The sequence below is a fragment of the Halobacterium jilantaiense genome (assembly GCF_900110535.1).
Taxonomy (GTDB): domain Archaea; phylum Halobacteriota; class Halobacteria; order Halobacteriales; family Halobacteriaceae; genus Halobacterium; species Halobacterium jilantaiense.
Map to the genome: position 1 here is coordinate 2,220,759 of NZ_FOJA01000001.1, position 16,113 is coordinate 2,236,871.

Consider the following 16,113-nt stretch of genomic DNA (forward strand, 5'->3'; position numbering starts at 1 on the left):
GCCATGATGAGCACCACCCACGCCGCAGTCGGGGTCTGCTTCGCGGCGCTCGCGCTCCCGGTCGCTCCCGAGTTCGCCGTCCCCGCCGCGCTCGGTGCCATCGCCGGCGGCATCTTCCCGGACCTCGACGTCGCCGTCGTCGCCCACCGGAAGACCCTGCACTTCCCCGAACACTACTGGCTCGCCGTCCTCGCCGCGTTCCCCGTCGCCGCCGTCTGGCCGACCGACTACACCGTCGCCGCCGCGTTCTTCGCACTGGCCGCCGCGGTCCACTCCGTCAGCGACATGTTCGGCGGCGGCCTCGGTGCCCGACCCTGGGCCAACGACGACCCCCGCGGCGTCTACTCCCACTACCGTGGCGAGTGGATTCGCCCCCGTCGCTGGATTCCCTACGACGGCTCCCCCCGTGACCTGCTCGTCGCCGCCGTCTGCTCGCTGCCCGGCCTCCTCCTGTACGACGGCCTCGTCCGCAACGTCTCCGCCGCCATGCTCGCTATCTCCGCGGCGTACGTCGTCGTCAGGAAACCCATCGGGAACTTCGCCGCCAGACACGACCTCTGACGCTCAGTCCGCCAGCACCGACTGGTATCGCTCGCCGTCCCGGACGGCCCGCCCGATACGCGCGCTCACCCACTCGTTCTCGGTGCCGTCCGCGGGCAGGAATCGCTCGTACACGGGGAGCCGCTCGCGCAGCGGGACACCGCCGTGGTCCGCGATGTCTTCTAACTCCCGCACCGCGGGCCACGCGTAGTCCGGATTGATGTAGTCGTCGGTGACGGGGGAGACGCCACCGAGGTCCTCGACGCCGCAGTCCAGCAGCGCACGCGCGTCCGCGAGGTTCGGCGGTACCTGCACGGCCACGTCGTCCGGAAGTACGCCCCGGGCCATCGCGACCGCGCGCCGCATCGTCGCCTCGCTCGGCCGGCCGCCGTCCCAGCGCTCGTTCGGGCTCACGGGCTGCACGATGACCTCTTGGACGTGCCCGTAGCGCTCGTGGAGGTCCCGAATCGCGAGCAGGCTCTCCGCGCGGTCCCGCCAGTCCTCGCCGATGCCCACGAGGATGCCGGTCGTGAACGGCACGCCGAGTTCGCCCGCGGTCCGAATCGTGTGCAGGCGCTGGCCGGGGTTCTTGGCTCTGGAGCCGGAGTGCGCCTGCACGTCGGCGGTCGTCTCCAGCATCACCCCCATCGAGGCGTTCACGTCCGCCACCAGCTCCATCTGCTCGCGTGTCTGGTCGCCGGGGTTCGCGTGCGGCAACAGGCCCTCCGCCAGTGCAATCTCGCACGCTTCACGCAGGTACTCGTGGATGGAGTCGTACCCCCACTCCGCCAGCTGGTCGTGGATTGCGGTGTACCGGTCGTCGGGGTCGTCGCCGAACGTGAACAGCGCCTCCGTGCAGCCCGCCTCCGCGCCCGTCCGACAGGCCTCCCGAATGTCCTCGGGCGTCATCAGCTCGGCCTCCCCGGGCACGTCGTAGTACGTGCAGTACGTGCAGGTGTACCGGCAGGCCGTCGTCAGCGGCAGGAAGACGTTCCGCGCGAACGTCAACTCGTCGGCGGGCTTGACGTCGTCGGGCCGCACGGCGAGCGCGTCCTCGACGGCGCGCTCGGGAATCTCGACGTCGACGCCGTACTCGTCGACACCCGGAATCTCGGTCACGGCTCGACCTCGGCGTCGTCGACCGCCGCCACCGGCCCACCGGGACGGTAGACGTCGTAGTTCCGTGCGACGAACACCCCGTACCCCACTGCGACGGCGACGGCCAACACGGCCGTCCGCACCAGCCCCGCCGTCTCCGGGCCGAGCACGGCGACGGCTCCCAGCGCGGCCAGCACGCCACCGACCGCGCCAGTGAGTGCGACGTCCACCGCGAGCGCGCCCGCTCGCTTCTCCTGTAACAGCTGTGTCCGGTCGTTGTTCCCCAGCGGCGTGTACGCGTCCGCCAGCGCGAGCACCGCAGGCACGACCGCGCCCGCGCCCGCCGACGTCGCCGTCCACCGGGGCACCCCGACCGCACCGAGCGCCGTCACCAGTCCGGCGAACAGCGCCACGGCGAGCGCGCCGACGCCCACCAGCGCGCCGAACGCTCGCGCGAACGGACTCCAGTTCATACCCACCCGTCCGGCAGTCGGCCGCTTAGGCGTTGGGTTCGACCACAGGCTCGCCGTCCCGGACTGCGAGGTCGAAGCCCGCGTCCACTAACCAGTCACGGGCCCGACCCTCCCCGTGGACGAACACGTCCACGAGGTCCGCCACGTCGTCGACGTCGACGGCCAGTCGGAACGAATCCACCACGGCGACGTCCAGTCCGGCGCGCTCGGCGGCCGCGCTGTGGTCGCGAAACGACGCGCCGTGGTAGTCCACCGAGAACCCCGGTTCGCGGACCACGAGACCGTTCGTCCCGCCGGCCGCTCCCGGCGCGAGCGCGACGTCGCCGCCCGCGTCGAACAGCCCGCGGACCGACTCGGGCGTGGCGAGCGCGAGGTCCGCCATCACCACTGCGACCGGCAGGTCGGCGTCGACCTCGCCCTGGACGGCCGCGGACAGCGACCGGTCGTCGACCGAGACTGGCACCCCGACATCGATGTCGGGCGACGCCGTCGCGAGCACCTCGGGGTCGCCGCCAGCGCCGCGAACGGCGTCGAGGACGTCCGCGAGCATCGCCGCCGCGAACTCGCGTCGCTGGTCGTCGTCGAGAACGGGGGAGAGACGAGAGTTCGGATTCCGTGGGTCGAACGGCACGACCGTCCGCATCAGCCCAGCTTGTCGTAGGTGTCCCGCTGCTGGAGGTACCAGTAGCCGACGCCCGCCAGCACCAGCACCACGACCAGCCCGACGCCCGCGTACAGCAGCAACTGGGTCTGCTCGGCGGAGCTCACAGCGCTGTTCGCGGCCGACTCCGCCTCCTCGGCGTTGCTGACCGCCTGCTCGAAGTTCCCGCTGTTGTAGAACTCCACGGCGTCTTCCAGATCGCCCTCCGCGCCGCTCACACTCGCGCCCTGGTTCTGGGCGTCGTCGATGGCGTCAGACGCGGCTGCGATGGCGTCACGAGCCTCCTGGCTGTCCGACGTGTACGGCCGGAACTCGAACGGCTCACCGATGCCGTTCGTCGACCCGCCATCCTGGGTCTGCTCGAAGGACGCGTACGTCAGCGTCTGTTCCGGGTCGTAGCTCCACTCGAACGCGGACGTGTTCGGCACCGTACCCTGGATGCCGACCTCCACGCGAGTGACGCCCGACGATGCCTGCAGCTGGTAGGACATCTCCTGGCCCGTCAGTGTCTCCTCGTTCACTTGGTTGCCAGCGTTGTCGAACGTCGTCACTTGCCAGGTGACCTCCGTCAGGTCAGTCTGCGCGCGCAGCGTCCACTCCTCGTAGTCGCTGAACGGCTCGGTCACCTCGAACGTCGTCGATTTCTGTGCTCCGACCTGCGCTTCGCCCGGCGCATCCCCGTCGACCGACACCGCGGCGACCGGTACAGCGGCCACCGCGAGTAGCGTCACGACTGCGAGGACGGCCCCGAGCTCAGAATAGCGGCTCGAGCTCATCCTCGTCGTCTTCGACTAAGTCTTCCAAGTTATCTTCGCTTTCTTCGCGGATATCGTCGATGTTGTCCTGTGCTTCGATGGCGACTTCCTGCAGCTCCTTGATGCGCGGGACGTTGTTCACGCCCGACAGCAGCACCACGGACGCGACCTGCTGGGAGTCCGGCACGGGGTAGTCGCCACCGCGGACCTCCATCGAGCCGGTCTGCTCCTCGAGCCACTTGCGGCCGCGCTCGATGCCTTTCCGGTTCAGGTACTTCGGCGGACCGGCCGTGACGAGCAGCGCGCGTTCGGTGCCCTCGATCTCGCAGGGAAGGGTGAGCCGACCGAGCGCCGCCTTCCGAACGAGGCTCGTGATGCGGTTCGTCGTCGAGGCGGAGTCCTCGACGGGGTCGTCGTCGCCCTTGAACCGCGACAGCAGCCCGCTCCCGCTACCGCCGTCGTTGTCGACGGTCTCGGAGGCGTACCCGATGGTGGAGACGCCGCCGCCGGCGAGCGTGTTGATGATCTCGCTGGAGTCCACGACGGACTCGGCGACGTCGCCGCCCTGCTCGACCTCGCCAGCGCCGAAGAGGATGCCGAACCGCGTGACGATCTCCTCGTTTATCTCGTCGTAGCCGCCCTGGACGGACTCACCCGACTTCCGCCAGGCGTCGTTGTCGAAGACCAGGAGGTTGTCGACCTCCCGGACGAACGTCTGGAACGAGCGCGCGGCGTTCAGCGTGTAGATGCCGCCTTCGTCGCTCCCGGGGAGCACACCGAGGCCGTAGACTGGCTCGGTGTAGATGCGCTTGAGGTGTTTCGCGATGACGGGCGAGCCACCGGAGCCGGTGCCGCCACCGAGCCCCGAGATGACGAGGAACGCGTCGACCTCGTGGACGGGAATCGAGTCGATGGCACCCTGCACCTCGTCGATGTCCTCCTCGGCGATCTCCGCGCCGAGCTCGTTGTCCGCGCCCACCCCGTGTCCCTTCACGCGGGACTGACCGATCAGGACGCGGTTCTCTTTCGGCACGTGCTCCAGACCCATGAGGTCGGCCTTGGCGGTGTTGACGGCGACAGCGGCGCGCACGATGCCCGAACCGTGGCGCTTGTCGTACTCGATGAATTTATCGAGTATTTTCCCGCCCGCCTGACCGAACCCGATCATTGCGAGTTTCATACGGAACCCTTTGCCAAGGTAAAGCGCCAACGGCTGTATAAGCCTTTTGCAGACGGCTGTCCGACGCTAGTCACTCGTTACTGGATTTCGGCAGATAGCGCCCGCGAGCCACACAAACACGGGATAGCGCACCCGGAGGTAACTCACCCTCCTTTAAATTTAATGGCCGGCTACCGCCGGCTCAGTGCCACGTACCGTCACTTAAGAGCACCCTACTGGCAGTCAGTGGACGGCGAGGTACTCCTCCAGCGTCGTCAGCGACGCGGGGTCGACGCCGAACGCCGACACGTCGTTGCCGGCGACGGTGTTGTCGAGTTTCAGCGACCGGTACTGGTCCGACCCCATCGGCACGAACGGCAGGGGGTCGGCGAGCGTCAGGCCGATGGCGGCCAGCGGCATCGGCACCGGCAGCACGCGCACGGACTTCCCCTCCGCGCGGTACGACAGCCGCGTGACTTGTGCGAGCGTCAGCACGTCGGGACCACCGATTTCGTACGTCTCCCCCCAGTAGTCCTCGTCCTCGATGGCGTCCGCGAGCATCGGCACGAGGTCCTGCACCCAGATGGGCTGGAACTTCGACTTCCCGCCGCCCGGCAGCCCGGTCACGTACGGGGTCGTCAGCGTCTTGGTGAACGAGACGAACTCGCCGCCCTCACCGAAGATGACCGACGGTCGGAAGATGGTGTACGACAGCTCCGAGTCCCGGACCACGTCCTCTGCCTTGCCCTTCGCCCGCAGGTACGCGGTCGGGCCGTTCGAGTCGGCGTCCAGCGCGGACATCTGGAGGATGTACTCGACGCCCGTGTCCTCCGCCGCCCGGACGACGTTCTCGGTGCCCCCGAGGTGGACCTCCATGTGCCGCCGGTCGCCCTGCTTCGGCTTGAACAGCGGCGACAGCGCCACGAGGTTCACGACCGCGTCGTGCCCCTCCATGGCGTCCGCGACGGAATCGTAGGCCGTCACGTCCCCGACCACTCGCTCCACGCTCTCGGGGAGGTCAGCGTCCCCCGGCGTCCGCGAGAGCGCCGTCACCTCGTGTCCGCGGTCGTCGAGTTCCCGACACACGTGCGTCCCGATGAAGCCCGTTCCGCCAGTGACCAACACGTCCATGACCTAGTACAGGGCTGCTACCACCCTAAAAGTATGGCACTGAGCGAGTTATACGGTGCCAACCGCCTTCCGTGGACGTGTCCGTCGTCCGGGAACCCGAAGCCGTTTGTACGTCGCTGTCCGTCCCACGTGTATGCTCGTCACCCTGGAGGGCATCGACGGCAGCGGGAAGACGACGGTCTGGGAGGCGCTCCGGGACGCCCGCGGCGACGGCTTCACGTTCACGAGCGAGCCGACGGACTCGTGGTACGGTGAGGCCGTCCGGCGCTCGGAGGCGGAGACGGACGCCGACCCGCTCGCCGAACTGTTCCTGTTCACCGCCGACCACGCCGACCACCTCTCCAGCGTCGTCGAACCCGCGCTCGCCGACGGCGACGTCGTCGTCTCCGACCGCTACACCGACTCCCGGTACGCCTACCAGGGCGCTGTCCTGGACGGGGAGGTCCCGCGTGCGATGGAGTACGTCCGCGGCGTCCACCAGCCGTGGACGCGCCCGCCGGACCTCACCCTGTACTTCGACGTCGACCCCGAGACCGGAGCCGCGCGCTCCGGCGCGACGAACAAGTTCGAGCAGGCGTCGTTCCTCTCTGACGTCCGCGATAACTACGAGCAACTCATCGACTACGACCCCGAGCGGTTCGTCCGCATCGACGCCACCCAGCCGCCCGAGGCGGTCATCGACGCCGCCGAGGACGTGCTGGACCGCGTGCTCGACGATGCCTGAGGACCGGGGCGACGACCGCCCCGAGGACACGGGCCGCGCCGACAGCGACGACCGCCGATTCTCGTTCTCGCTGCCGCCGATTCGCCTGCCGCCGATGTTCCCCGACCGCTTCCGTGTGCTGTGGCCGGGCGGCGGGAACGGGCCGAGTACTCGCGCCTCGCGGCTGACTGCGGCGGCCGCGCTCGTCGCGTTCGACCTCGTGGACGCCGCGCTCGCGCTCACGGTGGACACACAAGCAGTGGCCGCCGCGCGCGTCCTCGCCGGCGCGCTCGTCGCGGCGGGTGCGTTCGGTCTCCCCGGACTCCTCTACGCCACAGAGGGCGCGGCGGTGCTCGGCGGCGTCGCGGAACTGACCGTCGCTCCGACGCTGACGCTGTTACTGGTCGTTCGGCTTGTCCGGGAGGTTCTCTAGCTCCTCGGGGGACGGCATCCAGAACAGGTCGACGGACCACCCGAGGAAGAACGGGAACGCCCACGTGACGACGATGAGCTGGCCGGAGCTACCGAACGCACCGGCACCGAGACCGAGCGCGCCGAACACCAGCGTCGTGGGCACGTAGACCAGCGGCAGGAGGACGAGCGTGTAGACGATCGACCCCCACCGGGTGTCGAGCGTGAGTCGGAAGAAGCGAGCGCCGAACGCCGCGATGGCGGTGTGCACCAGCACGATGAACGCGACGCCGGCGGCGGTGACGGCCGAGACCATAGCGGGGCGTAGTGACTCGTGGGGCTTTTCGCTATCGGTAAGTAGCTGCCCGCAGACCGACCGGACATGCACCGCGTCATCGGGGAGCGCGACCTGTCGTCGCTGACCGTCGACGAGGGCGACGCCCGCGCCGTGCTCCGAGACATGGTCCGCGCACGGCACTTCGACGAGCGCGCGCTGGCCCTCCAGCGCCGCGGCTGGATGCCCGGCTACCCGCCGTACAAGGGCCAGGAGGGCTCGCAGGTCGGTGCCGCCCACGCTATGGCCGACGACGACTGGCTGTTCCCGACGTACCGCTCGAACGCCATGCAGCTCGCACGCGGCGTCCCCGCCAGCGACATCCTCCTCTTCCGTCGGGGCCACGCCGAGTTCAACTCGAACCACGACGTGAACAACTTCGCGCAGGCGGTCCCCATCGCGAGCCAGATTCCCCACGCCGTCGGCACGGGGATGGCGATGGACTACGAGGGCGAGGACACCGCCGCAGTCGCGTACTTCGGCGACGGTGCCACGTCGGAGGGCGACTTCCACGAGGCGATGAACTTCGCGGGCGTGTTCGACGCGCCCGTGGTGTTCTTCTGCGAGAACAACAACTGGGCAATCTCGCTGCCCCGCGAGCGCCAGACCGCCAGCGACTCCATCGCCGTCAAAGCCGAGGCGTACGGCTTCGAGGGCGTGCAGGTCGACGGCAACGACCCGCTGGCCGTCCACGAAACCGTCTCCGACGCGCTCGACGACGCCCGCGCCGGCGAGCCGGTGCTCGTGGAGAGCCTGACCTACCGGCAGGGCGCTCACACGACGAGCGACGACCCGGACCGCTACCGGCCCGAGGACGAGGACCTCCCCGAGTGGCGGACCGCCGACCCCATCGACCGCTACGCCGACTACCTCGAAGAGCAGGGCGTCGTCGACGCGGACTTCGTCGAGGACTGCTTCGACGAGGCCGAGGCCGAAATCGACGACGCCGTCGACGCCGCCGAGGCCGTCGGCGAGCCGGACGTCGACGAGCTGTTCGACCACGTGTTCGCCGAGCGCACGCCCCGCATCGACGCCCAGAAGGCGTGGCTCGACGAGTGGCTCGAGGACCACAATCCGCAGGAGATGGAGTTCTGAGCGGGGCGTCGACCACCTGATTCTCCCACCCGATTCAGGCCGCCGCCAGCGAGATGTACGTCTTCGTGTCCGTCACGCCGGAGACGGTTCCGATGTTCTTCGAGACGGTCTGGAGGACGTTCTCCACCTGGTCGCCGCCGACCTCCGCGATGACGTCGTAGCGACCCGCGACCACGTGGGCATCCGTGACGCCGTCCATGCCGACGAGCCGGTCGCAGACGTCGGTGGCGGCACCCGCCCCCGCTCTCACCATGATGAACGCGTGAACCATGCTGTCCGGTACAGCGCCCGGCAGCAAAAGTGTTGCCGCGTGCCAACGTGGCACAAACATATTTGACGTGTCACGACCTACGGGGCGCATGAACATCGTCATCATCGGTGCCGGACGCGTCGGCTCCCGGACCGCGCGCGTCGTCGCCAACGAAGGCCACGACGTCACGCTCGTCGAGCGCGACTACGACAAGGCCGAGCGCGCACGCAACGAGGGTTTCGAAGTCGTCGAAGGCGACGGCTCCAGCGAAGACGTCCTCACCGAAGCCGGGCTCGGCGACGCGGACGCCTGCGGCGCGCTCACGGGCGACCTCAACACGAACTTCGTCGCCTGCATGGTCGCCAAACACCACGGCTGCCGCACCGTCCTCCGCATCGACGAGGACTACCGGGAGGAAATCTACCGCAAGTACGCCGACGAAGTCGACGAAATCGTCTACCCCGAACGACTCGGCGCTATCGGCGCGAAGAACGCCCTCCTCGGCGGCAACGTCACCGCCATCGCCGACCTCGCCGAACACCTCCAGGTCGTCCAGCTCACCGTCACCAACGACGCGCCCATGCGCGGTTACACCTTCAGCGAACTCGAACTCCCCTCGGGCGCTCGCTTCCTCGCGTTCGCCAAACGAGACGGCACCCTCACCCTCCCTCGCCCCGACGCCACGCTCGAAGTCGGCGACCGCATCGCGGTCCTCGCCGAGTTCGAAGCCCTCGACAACGTCCGCCAGATACTCGTCGGCGACGACGCCCACACGGAGGCGATGTAGATGGTCACCGCCTACGTCATGGTGAAAGCCAACACCGGCGAAGCCGACCGACTCCTCGACGAAATCGCCGCCACCGACGGCGTCACCGACGCCCACATCGTCGCCGGCGATGTCGACATCATCGCCAAAGTCCACGTCGACGCCCCGGCCGACGTCAAGGAAATCGCCGCCAGCACCATCCAGAACATCGCCGGCGTCGAAGACACCGAGACGTACATTTCCATGTAATCGCACTTTTTGCCCTGCGTGAGGCGCGCTCCGCGCGCCTCACTCGGCAAAAAATTGCGGCAAAAGCACTCCTCCTTCGGTTCGCTTCGCTACCCTCAGTCGTCGGCCCGAGCGCTCCCGGTGGTCGCGCTCGGTGAACCGCTTCGCTCGGGTCCGTTGGACCGCTCACGGGTCGCTTTCGCTCCCCGTTCGCGCAGTCGGCGGTTCTCGCTTCGCTCCGAACCGCCCGCCGCTCGGCTCGCGGATGCTCGCTGTCGGTTGGTCAGGTCGCTACAGCGGCGTGCCATCCGTACTCTGGGCGTTCTGCGCGGCCTGCTCGCGCATCGCCTGCACTTTCTCGACGTAGTCGTAGCCGGGGACGACGCCCTGGAACCACGTTCCCTCGACGTAGTTCACGAGCGCGAGCGCGTCGTCGGCCGCCTTCCCAGAGCGCGGGTCCATCGTCAGTTCGACCGTGATGTCGCCGGCCTCCCGGGAGACGCTCGTCACGTCCACGTCGTCCGCGAGCGTGACGCTGTCGGCACCGTCGACACGACGCTCGAAGGTGTCGTACCAGCCGTCCTCGACCACGTCTGCGACCTCGTCGTTCGTCGCGGCGTCCAGCGTCGGCACCACGACCACGACGTCGACGACGCCGTCCCGGACAGTGGCCGTCGCGTCCCAGTCGTTCGCCGTCGGTGCGAACGTCTCGCGGTCGCCCGCCGTGCGCTCGAAGCGGCCGTGTGCCTCGAACTCGCCAGCTACGTCGGTCATTGACCGCAGAGAGGGCTCGCGGCCGCTTGGGCGTTGCGTTCCGCCGACTATAGGTGCCGGTGCAATCGAGTCTGTGCCGATGACGGACAGCCAGCGCCTGTCGAGGACGCTCGCGCTTGTCGCCGTCGGCGGGTCCGCTGGCGCGACGCTCCGGTGGGCGGTCTCCCTGCTCGCGCCCGGCCTCCCCGGCACGCTGGCGGTGAACGCGGTCGGGAGCCTCCTCTTGGGCGCTCTGGTGTACGAGGCCGTCGGCACCAGCGGGCTCTCGGACTCCGCCCGCGCGCTGCTCGGGACCGGCTTCCTCTCCTCGCTGACGACGTACAGCACGTTCGCCGTCCAGACCGCGAGCGTCGCACCGCCCCTGATGGTCGCGAACGTCGTCGCGAACTACGGGCTCGGCTTCGCCGGTGTGCTCGTCGGCCGCACGCTCACCATCCGATACGGAGGTGGGTCGTGACGGGCGCTCCCGTTCCCCCGGCGTTCCTCGTCGGGCTCGGCGGCGCGCTCGGCGCGGTGCTGCGGTTCGTCGTCGGCGAAGCCGTCCGGGCCGAGGACTACCCAGCGAGCACGCTCGTCGTGAACGTCGCCGGGACGTTCGCGCTCGCCGCGCTCACGTTCGCGAGCGCAGGGGAGGACGCGACGCTGCTGTTCGGCACCGGAGCCTGCGGCGCGTTCACGACGTTCTCGTCGTTCAGCGTCGACGTCGTCGGTCTCGTCGACGACGGTCGCGTCGGCGCGGCGGCGGGCCACGCGCTCGGGAATCTCGCGGGCGCTGGGCTCGCGATTGCCTTCGCCTGGCTGCTCGTCGGCTGACCACCTGGTCCGGTGGACTGAAGTCACACTCCCGGAAATCCGGGGGTGATGACCATCGACTGGAGTGCAGTCACCCACGTCACGAAAGTGGACCCCGCCGAGTCCCTGCCGGCCGACCTCTCTGTGCTCGGTCACACCGACCTCGTTCTCGTCGGCGGCTCCGACGGCGTCACGGAAGCGAACTCACTGGCCGCCATCGAACGCATCGCCGAGGCGTTCCCGGACCTCCCGGTCTGCCAGGAGCCCTACAGCGGCAGCCACGTCTCGACGGACACGATCGAGGCTGTCGACCGTCTCGCGGCCCCCGCCGTCTACAACGGTGACGCCGAGAACTTCGTCGACAAGCACGTCGCGTTCTTCGCCGAGGTCGGCCGGAAACCACAGGAACTCACCGGAACGAGTGTCCCGCTCGTCGGCGACCTCGTCGAGTCGAAAGCCTGCGACGCCGTCACGGACCTCACGGAGAAGGTGCTCGCAGAGGGGTACGTCGTCCAGAATCTCGACTCGAAGGCCGCCGCGGAGTCCGGTGTCGAGGAACGCTACTCGCCCGAGGAAGTCGCGGGTGCCGCGCTCGCCACCGAGTCGTTCTTCGACTTCCCGGTCTTCTACGTGGAGTACTCGGGCACCTACGGCGGCCCCGAGGACGTCGAAGCCGCCGCGCAGTACCTCGACGACACGGTCTTGCTGTACGGCGGCGGCATCGAGCGCGCCGCCCAGACCGAGGAGATTCTCGACGCGGGCGCGGACGCCGTCGTCGTCGGTGACATCTTCCACGACGACCCCGAGCAGTACCTCGACACCATCCCCTGACTACTCGTTGGCGAGCCAGAGCCCCACGATTTCGCCGTCCACGACCCGGTAGACGCCGACCGCTTCCATCTCCTCGCCGGCCTGCTCGATGCGCTCGTGGTCCACGACGTACTCCCCCACCGCGATGCGCGACAGAACCTCCGCTTCGGGCGAGAACGCCTCGAACTGCTGGCCGTACAGCTCCTGAATTTCGGCCTCGCCGACTGCCATCGGCTCCGCGTCGTCGAACCCGGTGACCACGGCGTCCTCCGCGAACTCCGCGACGAACGCGTCCACGTCGCCGTCGTTGTACGCTGCTAGCTGGCGGTCCACGACTGCCTCCGGAGAGTCGGCATCCTCACGCATGGACCGTTGTGGTTCGCCCCTGATTAATGAAGGTCGGGAGTCGTGTAGCTGCCTGTCCAACCGTCAGTGAGCATCCGCGACCCGAGTGGTCCGAAGGACCCGGAAGGGTCGCGGTTCACGCCGCGACCGAAGGGAGCGGCGGCCGAGGAACCCCCTGCAGGGGGTGACGACGGCTTTTAGCGTCCTGCTGAGCGAAGCGAAGCAGGGCTCGGGAGAGCGTAGCTCTCCCGGTGTAGCGTTTGCCAGCGACTGAGCGTGGTTCGAGAGACGCCGAAGGCGTCTCTCGTCATCTGGAAAGAGCGCTGCGCGCTCTTTCCGTGACAGCAAAAGGTACATGCGAGGGATGGGATTCGAACCGCCCGCAGACGGTCGCTCACTGCGTTCGCGCTGCGTCTGCTGTGCTTCGAATCCCACTCTCTTCTCGTTTGCTCACGTCCGTTCGCAAAACGAGTGCGAGGGATGGGATTCGAACCCACGTACCCCTACGGGAGCGGGTCTTAAGCCCGCCGCCTTTGGCCACTCGGCCACCCTCGCATCTTCGTGGTGGGGTGCGTGGGAAGAAGTGGGTTACGGTCAGGTACGGCGGCGGATGGCGACCGAGGCGCCCCAGCCGACGCTCGCGCCGATGATGGCGAAGCGGTGGCTGATGGTCCAGTCGGGGCCGAGCGCGAGCGCGGTGACCGCCGAGATGGCGACGAGGGTGATGGTCGTCCAGAGTGCGCCGAGCGAGACTGGGCGCACGCGCTACCAGTCGACGGAGAGCGTGCCGTCGCCGCTGGGGTCCGGCGCAATCTCTTCGTCGGTGCGGCGGTCGACGACGTGGATGACGCCGTCGCCTTTCTTCGCGGGGCAGGCGTCGGCGGCGTCGATGTTGTGCTGGAGGTCGTCCTCGTCGAAGAAGTACGCGACCGGGTCGGCGAGCCCGGTGGAGATGTCCATCTCCCAGTTGGCGGAGACGGCGGCGCACTTGCCCGCGCCGAAGCACTTGTTCGCCTCGAAGATGATCTTGTACGGCGCTTCGTCGACGGGTGGGGCGTCCGCCTCGCCGATGTCGCTTGGGTCCAGCGCCGAGTCGGCGTCGCTCATGCCTCGGGGTTGGGAGCCACCGGTCTTTCGGCTTTCGGTCGGCGAGCGGGAGGCTGCAGGAAGGAGTGCGGGGCTGCGGCGTCAGTCGTGAATCTCGATTCGGTCGATGGAGACCTCGTCGAGGGGCTGGTCGTTGGCGTCGGTCTCGACGTTCCCGATGGCTTCGACGACGTCCATGCCGTCGGTGACCTTCCCGAAGACCGCGTGACGGCCGTCGAGGTGCGGCTGCGCGTCGAGGGTGACGAAGAACTGGCTGCCGTTCGTGTCCGGGCCGGAGTTCGCCATGGAGAGCACGCCGGGGCCGTCGTGCGTGAGGTCGTCGTGGAACTCGTCGGCGAACTCGTAGCCGGGGCCGCCGCGGCCGGTGCCGGTCGGGTCGCCGCCCTGAATCATGAAGTCCTCGATGATGCGGTGGAAGGTGACGCCGGAGTACAGCGAGTCGCCGCGAACTTCGCCGCTCTCGGGGTCTTCCCACGTCACGGTGTCCGGCGCGGGGTCGGCGTCCGCGGCGGGCTCGTGGCGCGCGAGGTTCAGGAAGTTCTCGACGGTGCGGGGCGCTCGGTCGTCGTACAGTTCGACGTCGAACGCGCCCTCGCTGGTGTGGATGGTGGCTTCGACTGTCATGCGTGTCTGGTGAGTGGTCGCGCCACCGGAAAAAGCCTCCCTAGTCGTTCGACCTGCCGTGGCCGTCCCGCAGCCGTCAGTCACCCTTCAGTGGTCCTGTTCGGGGGCGTCGACGACTGTGGCGGTGGCGTCGAGGCGGAACTCGCAGTCGCGTTCCGGACCGGCGGTGACCCGCATCCGCGGCGGGTCCGTCGACGAGAGCGTCGCGGCTCCCGGGACACAGCAGTCGATGGTCCACAGCGGTCGGTCGCGGAGGTCGACGCCGACGTCGTGGTAGGCCGCGACGACTGCCGGGTGGTCGAAGACGAACATCCCCGGGTTGAGGGAGTGTTGGTGGCCACAGCACTGGCAGACCGCGACGTAGACGGCCTCGACAGGTGCCTCCGGGGAGAGGTCGGTCTCGAACTGCCAGTCGACGCTCCCGAGGCAGGCCGGACAGGCGTCCCGTCGGACCGCTGCGAGGTCCCCGCGAATCTTCGCGTCGAGCGCGTCGGTCGCTTCCTGGAGCGTCGCGCCCTCGAGGACGGCCGGCGGGAGCGCCTCCGCGTATCCGTGGCTGTTCGCGCAGTTCACCCTGAGGATGCCGTCCTCGTAGGTCCCTTCGAGGCGGTCGCCACACCGCCCACAGTGCTCGTCGAGGTCCACCGGTCCGCGGTCCGGCGGGTCGCTGTAGGCGTCGGCCAGAATCGAACTGGCGGCTTGCTGGCCGACGGGTGAGAGCCGGTAGCCGTCGTCTGTCGACTCGACGAAGTGACCGGTGAGCTCGCCGACGTGATAGTTGAACCGGCCGGAGTCTGTGATACCGACGCGCTCCCTCAGCGTGGAGAACGACACCGCCGGGTCACGGGGCGTCTCGCGGCGGGCTGCTGCGAGCTCCCGCAGGATGCTGGCTCGCGTCTCGTCCGCGAGCAAGTCGAAGCCGTCGCCGTCTGGCATACGCTCGCGTCGACGCGGGTCCACTAAGCCGTTGCGTTCGAGCGGGTGCCGGCCGTGCTCAGAACGCGCAGAGGTCGGCGAGCAGGTGTTCGGCGCTGCCGTCCGAGATGACGTGTTCGGCTTCGTCGATGCCCTCGTCCAGAGACGCGACGTCGCCGCGGGCGTACATGCGGAGCGCGGCGTTCACGAGGACGGCGTCCCGGAACTGGTCGTGGCGTTCGCCGGACAGCACGTCGAGCGTAATCTCCGCGGAGTCGGCCGCCACGTCGTCGACGTGGAGGTCCTCGCTCTCGAAGTCCATGCCGTACTCGGGGGTCTCGATGGTGAAGTCCTCCATGTCGGTGCCCGCGTCCCACTCGGCGACCGTCGTGGAGCCGGGGCGGACGTCGTCGTAGCCCTCCATCCCCTGGAACATCAGCACGCGCTCGAAGCCGGCGTGCTCGCTCTCGCGGACCGTCTCGACCATCTTCTCGGCGAACGCGAGGTGGTAGAACGACCCGAGGTGGACGTCGGCGTTCGCGGGGTTCGCGAGCGTCTCGACGGTGTTCACGAACGTCCGGACGCCCATGTTGTCCCGGCGGTCCCAGAGCGCGTCGACGACGGGGTTGAACGACGGCTGGTAGTAGAAGCCGAAGCCGTGCTCGTCGACCATCGTCGCGCTCTCCTCGGGTTCGAGGTCAGTCTTCACGCCGAGCTCGGCGAGCACGTCCTTGTACGCGACCTCTTTCTGGGACGGAACGCGGTCGCCCGAGTGGACCACGACCGGCGTGCCGGCGGCCGCGGCGACGATGCCGGCGGCGACGCCGAGGAGCGCGCTTCGGGCCTTCCCGTCGTAGTTCGCGCCGCAGTCCACGGGGTCGGCGTCGGGCTCGGCGGCGATGCGGCTCTCCTCGTACATCACGTCGACGAACGCCGCGAGCTCCTCGGGGTTGTTCTTCTTCCAGCGGTTCGCGAGCCAGAACGCGCCGAGCGTGGTGGGGTCCGGGTTCAGGTCGAGGATGCGCTGGAACGCCTCTCGGGCCTGCCTCCGGTCCATGTCGCTGGCGGACTTCGGACCGGACGCAACGACCTCGGTGTTCAGGCGCTTCAGCGGCCACTCGCCGTAGTCGTCTGCCATGCGC

The 16,113-nt window shown here is 68.7% G+C and carries 24 protein-coding genes and 1 tRNA gene; 9 read left to right on the top strand and 16 right to left on the bottom strand.

Going from position 1 to position 16,113, the window contains the following annotated elements; all coding sequences use genetic code 11:
- Positions 1–6: 6 nt before the first annotated feature.
- Positions 7–561, top strand: coding sequence for a metal-dependent hydrolase (locus tag BMW35_RS11460; RefSeq protein WP_245708171.1), 555 nt, complete (start codon positions 7–9; stop codon positions 559–561).
- A gap of 3 nt (positions 562–564) precedes the next feature.
- On the opposite strand, the gene cofG is transcribed toward BMW35_RS11460, so the two are convergent.
- The 6 genes from cofG to BMW35_RS11490 all read right to left on the bottom strand — a co-directional run bounded on the left by cofG (position 565) and on the right by BMW35_RS11490 (position 5,817).
- Entirely contained in the window at positions 565–1,659 is a 1,095-nt protein-coding gene (gene cofG, locus BMW35_RS11465) for a 7,8-didemethyl-8-hydroxy-5-deazariboflavin synthase subunit CofG (RefSeq protein WP_089669575.1), read from the bottom strand.
- Positions 1,656–2,111 (bottom strand): hypothetical protein, encoded by a 456-nt coding sequence (locus tag BMW35_RS11470; protein ID WP_089669576.1) that lies wholly within the window; start codon positions 2,109–2,111, stop codon positions 1,656–1,658. The genes cofG and BMW35_RS11470 overlap by 4 nt, the downstream gene beginning before the upstream one ends.
- Positions 2,112–2,136: 25 nt before the next feature.
- Positions 2,137–2,754: a 2-phospho-L-lactate guanylyltransferase gene (gene cofC / locus BMW35_RS11475; RefSeq protein ID WP_089669577.1), complete on the bottom strand. Its 618-nt coding sequence runs from the start codon at positions 2,752–2,754 to the stop codon at positions 2,137–2,139.
- Positions 2,754–3,548 (bottom strand): hypothetical protein, encoded by a 795-nt coding sequence (locus tag BMW35_RS11480; RefSeq protein WP_089669578.1) that lies wholly within the window; start codon positions 3,546–3,548, stop codon positions 2,754–2,756. The genes cofC and BMW35_RS11480 overlap by 1 nt, the downstream gene beginning before the upstream one ends.
- The gene (locus BMW35_RS11485) at positions 3,526–4,707 is read right to left on the bottom strand and encodes a tubulin/FtsZ family protein (RefSeq protein ID WP_089669579.1); all 1,182 of its coding nucleotides are present in this window, start codon (positions 4,705–4,707) and stop codon (positions 3,526–3,528) included. Before BMW35_RS11485 ends, BMW35_RS11480 begins: the two co-directional genes overlap by 23 nt.
- 222 nt (positions 4,708–4,929) lie before the next feature.
- Positions 4,930–5,817 carry a complex I NDUFA9 subunit family protein gene (locus BMW35_RS11490; protein ID WP_089669580.1) on the bottom strand — a complete coding sequence of 296 codons (888 nt, stop codon included), beginning with the start codon at positions 5,815–5,817 and terminating at the stop codon, positions 4,930–4,932.
- Between the two features lie 133 nt (positions 5,818–5,950).
- Between BMW35_RS11490 and tmk the strand changes: the two genes are divergently transcribed.
- Together tmk and BMW35_RS11500 are read left to right on the top strand one after the other, a co-directional pair.
- The gene (gene tmk / locus BMW35_RS11495) at positions 5,951–6,541 is read left to right on the top strand and encodes a dTMP kinase (RefSeq protein WP_089669581.1); all 591 of its coding nucleotides are present in this window, start codon (positions 5,951–5,953) and stop codon (positions 6,539–6,541) included.
- A complete protein-coding gene (locus BMW35_RS11500) occupies positions 6,534–6,953 on the top strand; it encodes a hypothetical protein (RefSeq protein WP_089669582.1) in 420 nt (139 codons plus the stop codon). Before tmk ends, BMW35_RS11500 begins: the two co-directional genes overlap by 8 nt.
- On the opposite strand, the gene BMW35_RS11505 is transcribed toward BMW35_RS11500, so the two are convergent.
- Positions 6,918–7,247: a DUF7991 family protein gene (locus tag BMW35_RS11505; protein ID WP_089669583.1), complete on the bottom strand. Its 330-nt coding sequence runs from the start codon at positions 7,245–7,247 to the stop codon at positions 6,918–6,920. The two genes, BMW35_RS11500 and BMW35_RS11505, sit on opposite strands and share 36 nt — an antisense overlap.
- Positions 7,248–7,313: 66 nt before the next feature.
- On the opposite strand from BMW35_RS11505, the gene pdhA reads away from it, so the two are divergent.
- A complete protein-coding gene (pdhA, locus tag BMW35_RS11510) occupies positions 7,314–8,360 on the top strand; it encodes a pyruvate dehydrogenase (acetyl-transferring) E1 component subunit alpha (protein WP_089669584.1) in 1,047 nt (348 codons plus the stop codon).
- A 34-nt stretch (positions 8,361–8,394) separates the two neighbouring features.
- Here pdhA and BMW35_RS11515 read toward each other — a convergent pair whose 3' ends face one another.
- Positions 8,395–8,631 carry an Lrp/AsnC ligand binding domain-containing protein gene (locus BMW35_RS11515; RefSeq protein ID WP_089669585.1) on the bottom strand — a complete coding sequence of 79 codons (237 nt, stop codon included), beginning with the start codon at positions 8,629–8,631 and terminating at the stop codon, positions 8,395–8,397.
- Positions 8,632–8,719: 88 nt separating this feature from the next.
- Between BMW35_RS11515 and BMW35_RS11520 the strand changes: the two genes are divergently transcribed.
- Positions 8,720–9,397: a potassium channel family protein gene (locus BMW35_RS11520; protein ID WP_089669586.1), complete on the top strand. Its 678-nt coding sequence runs from the start codon at positions 8,720–8,722 to the stop codon at positions 9,395–9,397.
- Entirely contained in the window at positions 9,398–9,625 is a 228-nt protein-coding gene (locus BMW35_RS11525) for an Lrp/AsnC family transcriptional regulator (RefSeq protein WP_089669587.1), read from the top strand.
- A 270-nt stretch (positions 9,626–9,895) separates the two neighbouring features.
- On the opposite strand, the gene BMW35_RS11530 is transcribed toward BMW35_RS11525, so the two are convergent.
- Entirely contained in the window at positions 9,896–10,378 is a 483-nt protein-coding gene (locus BMW35_RS11530; RefSeq protein ID WP_089669588.1) for a DUF5813 family protein, read from the bottom strand.
- A gap of 79 nt (positions 10,379–10,457) precedes the next feature.
- Here BMW35_RS11530 and BMW35_RS11535 point away from each other — a divergent pair, with 79 nt between their 5' ends.
- From BMW35_RS11535 to BMW35_RS11545, 3 genes are read left to right on the top strand one after another with little or no spacing between them, the layout of a single operon-like run.
- The gene (locus BMW35_RS11535; RefSeq protein ID WP_089669589.1) at positions 10,458–10,835 is read left to right on the top strand and encodes a fluoride efflux transporter FluC; all 378 of its coding nucleotides are present in this window, start codon (positions 10,458–10,460) and stop codon (positions 10,833–10,835) included.
- The gene (gene crcB, locus BMW35_RS11540; RefSeq protein ID WP_089669590.1) at positions 10,832–11,191 is read left to right on the top strand and encodes a fluoride efflux transporter CrcB; all 360 of its coding nucleotides are present in this window, start codon (positions 10,832–10,834) and stop codon (positions 11,189–11,191) included. The genes BMW35_RS11535 and crcB overlap by 4 nt, the downstream gene beginning before the upstream one ends.
- Before the next feature lie 48 nt (positions 11,192–11,239).
- Positions 11,240–12,001 carry a geranylgeranylglyceryl/heptaprenylglyceryl phosphate synthase gene (locus BMW35_RS11545; protein ID WP_089669591.1) on the top strand — a complete coding sequence of 254 codons (762 nt, stop codon included), beginning with the start codon at positions 11,240–11,242 and terminating at the stop codon, positions 11,999–12,001.
- Here the strand turns inward: BMW35_RS11545 and BMW35_RS11550 are convergent, their stop codons facing one another.
- The 7 genes from BMW35_RS11550 to BMW35_RS11575 form a co-directional block, all read right to left on the bottom strand.
- Complete coding sequence (locus BMW35_RS11550) at positions 12,002–12,346, bottom strand: nuclear transport factor 2 family protein (protein WP_089669592.1); 345 nt, start codon at positions 12,344–12,346, stop codon at positions 12,002–12,004.
- A gap of 451 nt (positions 12,347–12,797) precedes the next feature.
- Positions 12,798–12,880: transfer RNA gene (locus tag BMW35_RS11555), tRNA-Leu, on the bottom strand.
- Between the two features lie 39 nt (positions 12,881–12,919).
- Positions 12,920–13,087 carry a hypothetical protein gene (locus BMW35_RS15670; RefSeq protein ID WP_177170831.1) on the bottom strand — a complete coding sequence of 56 codons (168 nt, stop codon included), beginning with the start codon at positions 13,085–13,087 and terminating at the stop codon, positions 12,920–12,922.
- A gap of 3 nt (positions 13,088–13,090) precedes the next feature.
- Complete coding sequence (locus BMW35_RS11560) at positions 13,091–13,432, bottom strand: ferredoxin (protein ID WP_089669593.1); 342 nt, start codon at positions 13,430–13,432, stop codon at positions 13,091–13,093.
- 81 nt (positions 13,433–13,513) lie between these two features.
- The gene (locus BMW35_RS11565) at positions 13,514–14,056 is read right to left on the bottom strand and encodes a peptidylprolyl isomerase (protein WP_089669594.1); all 543 of its coding nucleotides are present in this window, start codon (positions 14,054–14,056) and stop codon (positions 13,514–13,516) included.
- An 87-nt stretch (positions 14,057–14,143) separates the two neighbouring features.
- Entirely contained in the window at positions 14,144–14,992 is an 849-nt protein-coding gene (locus tag BMW35_RS11570) for a winged helix-turn-helix domain-containing protein (protein ID WP_089669595.1), read from the bottom strand.
- 58 nt (positions 14,993–15,050) lie between these two features.
- The gene (locus BMW35_RS11575) at positions 15,051–16,109 is read right to left on the bottom strand and encodes an anthranilate phosphoribosyltransferase (RefSeq protein ID WP_089669596.1); all 1,059 of its coding nucleotides are present in this window, start codon (positions 16,107–16,109) and stop codon (positions 15,051–15,053) included.
- Positions 16,110–16,113: the final 4 nt, after the last annotated feature.

Coding starts and splice junctions, on each gene's coding strand:
- BMW35_RS11550 (WP_089669592.1), bottom strand. CDS start 12,346: ATGCGTGAGGATGCCGACTCTCCGGAGGCAGTCGTGGACCGCCAGCTA.
- BMW35_RS11535 (WP_089669589.1), top strand. CDS start 10,458: ATGACGGACAGCCAGCGCCTGTCGAGGACGCTCGCGCTTGTCGCCGTC.
- BMW35_RS11500 (WP_089669582.1), top strand. CDS start 6,534: ATGCCTGAGGACCGGGGCGACGACCGCCCCGAGGACACGGGCCGCGCC.
- pdhA (WP_089669584.1), top strand. CDS start 7,314: ATGCACCGCGTCATCGGGGAGCGCGACCTGTCGTCGCTGACCGTCGAC.
- tmk (WP_089669581.1), top strand. CDS start 5,951: ATGCTCGTCACCCTGGAGGGCATCGACGGCAGCGGGAAGACGACGGTC.
- BMW35_RS11530 (WP_089669588.1), bottom strand. CDS start 10,378: ATGACCGACGTAGCTGGCGAGTTCGAGGCACACGGCCGCTTCGAGCGC.
- BMW35_RS11545 (WP_089669591.1), top strand. CDS start 11,240: ATGACCATCGACTGGAGTGCAGTCACCCACGTCACGAAAGTGGACCCC.
- BMW35_RS11480 (WP_089669578.1), bottom strand. CDS start 3,548: ATGAGCTCGAGCCGCTATTCTGAGCTCGGGGCCGTCCTCGCAGTCGTG.
- BMW35_RS11565 (WP_089669594.1), bottom strand. CDS start 14,056: ATGACAGTCGAAGCCACCATCCACACCAGCGAGGGCGCGTTCGACGTC.
- BMW35_RS11470 (WP_089669576.1), bottom strand. CDS start 2,111: ATGAACTGGAGTCCGTTCGCGCGAGCGTTCGGCGCGCTGGTGGGCGTC.
- BMW35_RS11460 (WP_245708171.1), top strand. CDS start 7: ATGAGCACCACCCACGCCGCAGTCGGGGTCTGCTTCGCGGCGCTCGCG.
- cofC (WP_089669577.1), bottom strand. CDS start 2,754: ATGCGGACGGTCGTGCCGTTCGACCCACGGAATCCGAACTCTCGTCTC.
- BMW35_RS11505 (WP_089669583.1), bottom strand. CDS start 7,247: ATGGTCTCGGCCGTCACCGCCGCCGGCGTCGCGTTCATCGTGCTGGTG.
- BMW35_RS11570 (WP_089669595.1), bottom strand. CDS start 14,992: ATGCCAGACGGCGACGGCTTCGACTTGCTCGCGGACGAGACGCGAGCC.
- BMW35_RS11485 (WP_089669579.1), bottom strand. CDS start 4,707: ATGAAACTCGCAATGATCGGGTTCGGTCAGGCGGGCGGGAAAATACTC.
- BMW35_RS11515 (WP_089669585.1), bottom strand. CDS start 8,631: ATGGTTCACGCGTTCATCATGGTGAGAGCGGGGGCGGGTGCCGCCACC.
- BMW35_RS11490 (WP_089669580.1), bottom strand. CDS start 5,817: ATGGACGTGTTGGTCACTGGCGGAACGGGCTTCATCGGGACGCACGTG.
- BMW35_RS11525 (WP_089669587.1), top strand. CDS start 9,398: ATGGTCACCGCCTACGTCATGGTGAAAGCCAACACCGGCGAAGCCGAC.
- BMW35_RS11520 (WP_089669586.1), top strand. CDS start 8,720: ATGAACATCGTCATCATCGGTGCCGGACGCGTCGGCTCCCGGACCGCG.
- BMW35_RS11575 (WP_089669596.1), bottom strand. CDS start 16,109: ATGGCAGACGACTACGGCGAGTGGCCGCTGAAGCGCCTGAACACCGAG.
- BMW35_RS11560 (WP_089669593.1), bottom strand. CDS start 13,432: ATGAGCGACGCCGACTCGGCGCTGGACCCAAGCGACATCGGCGAGGCG.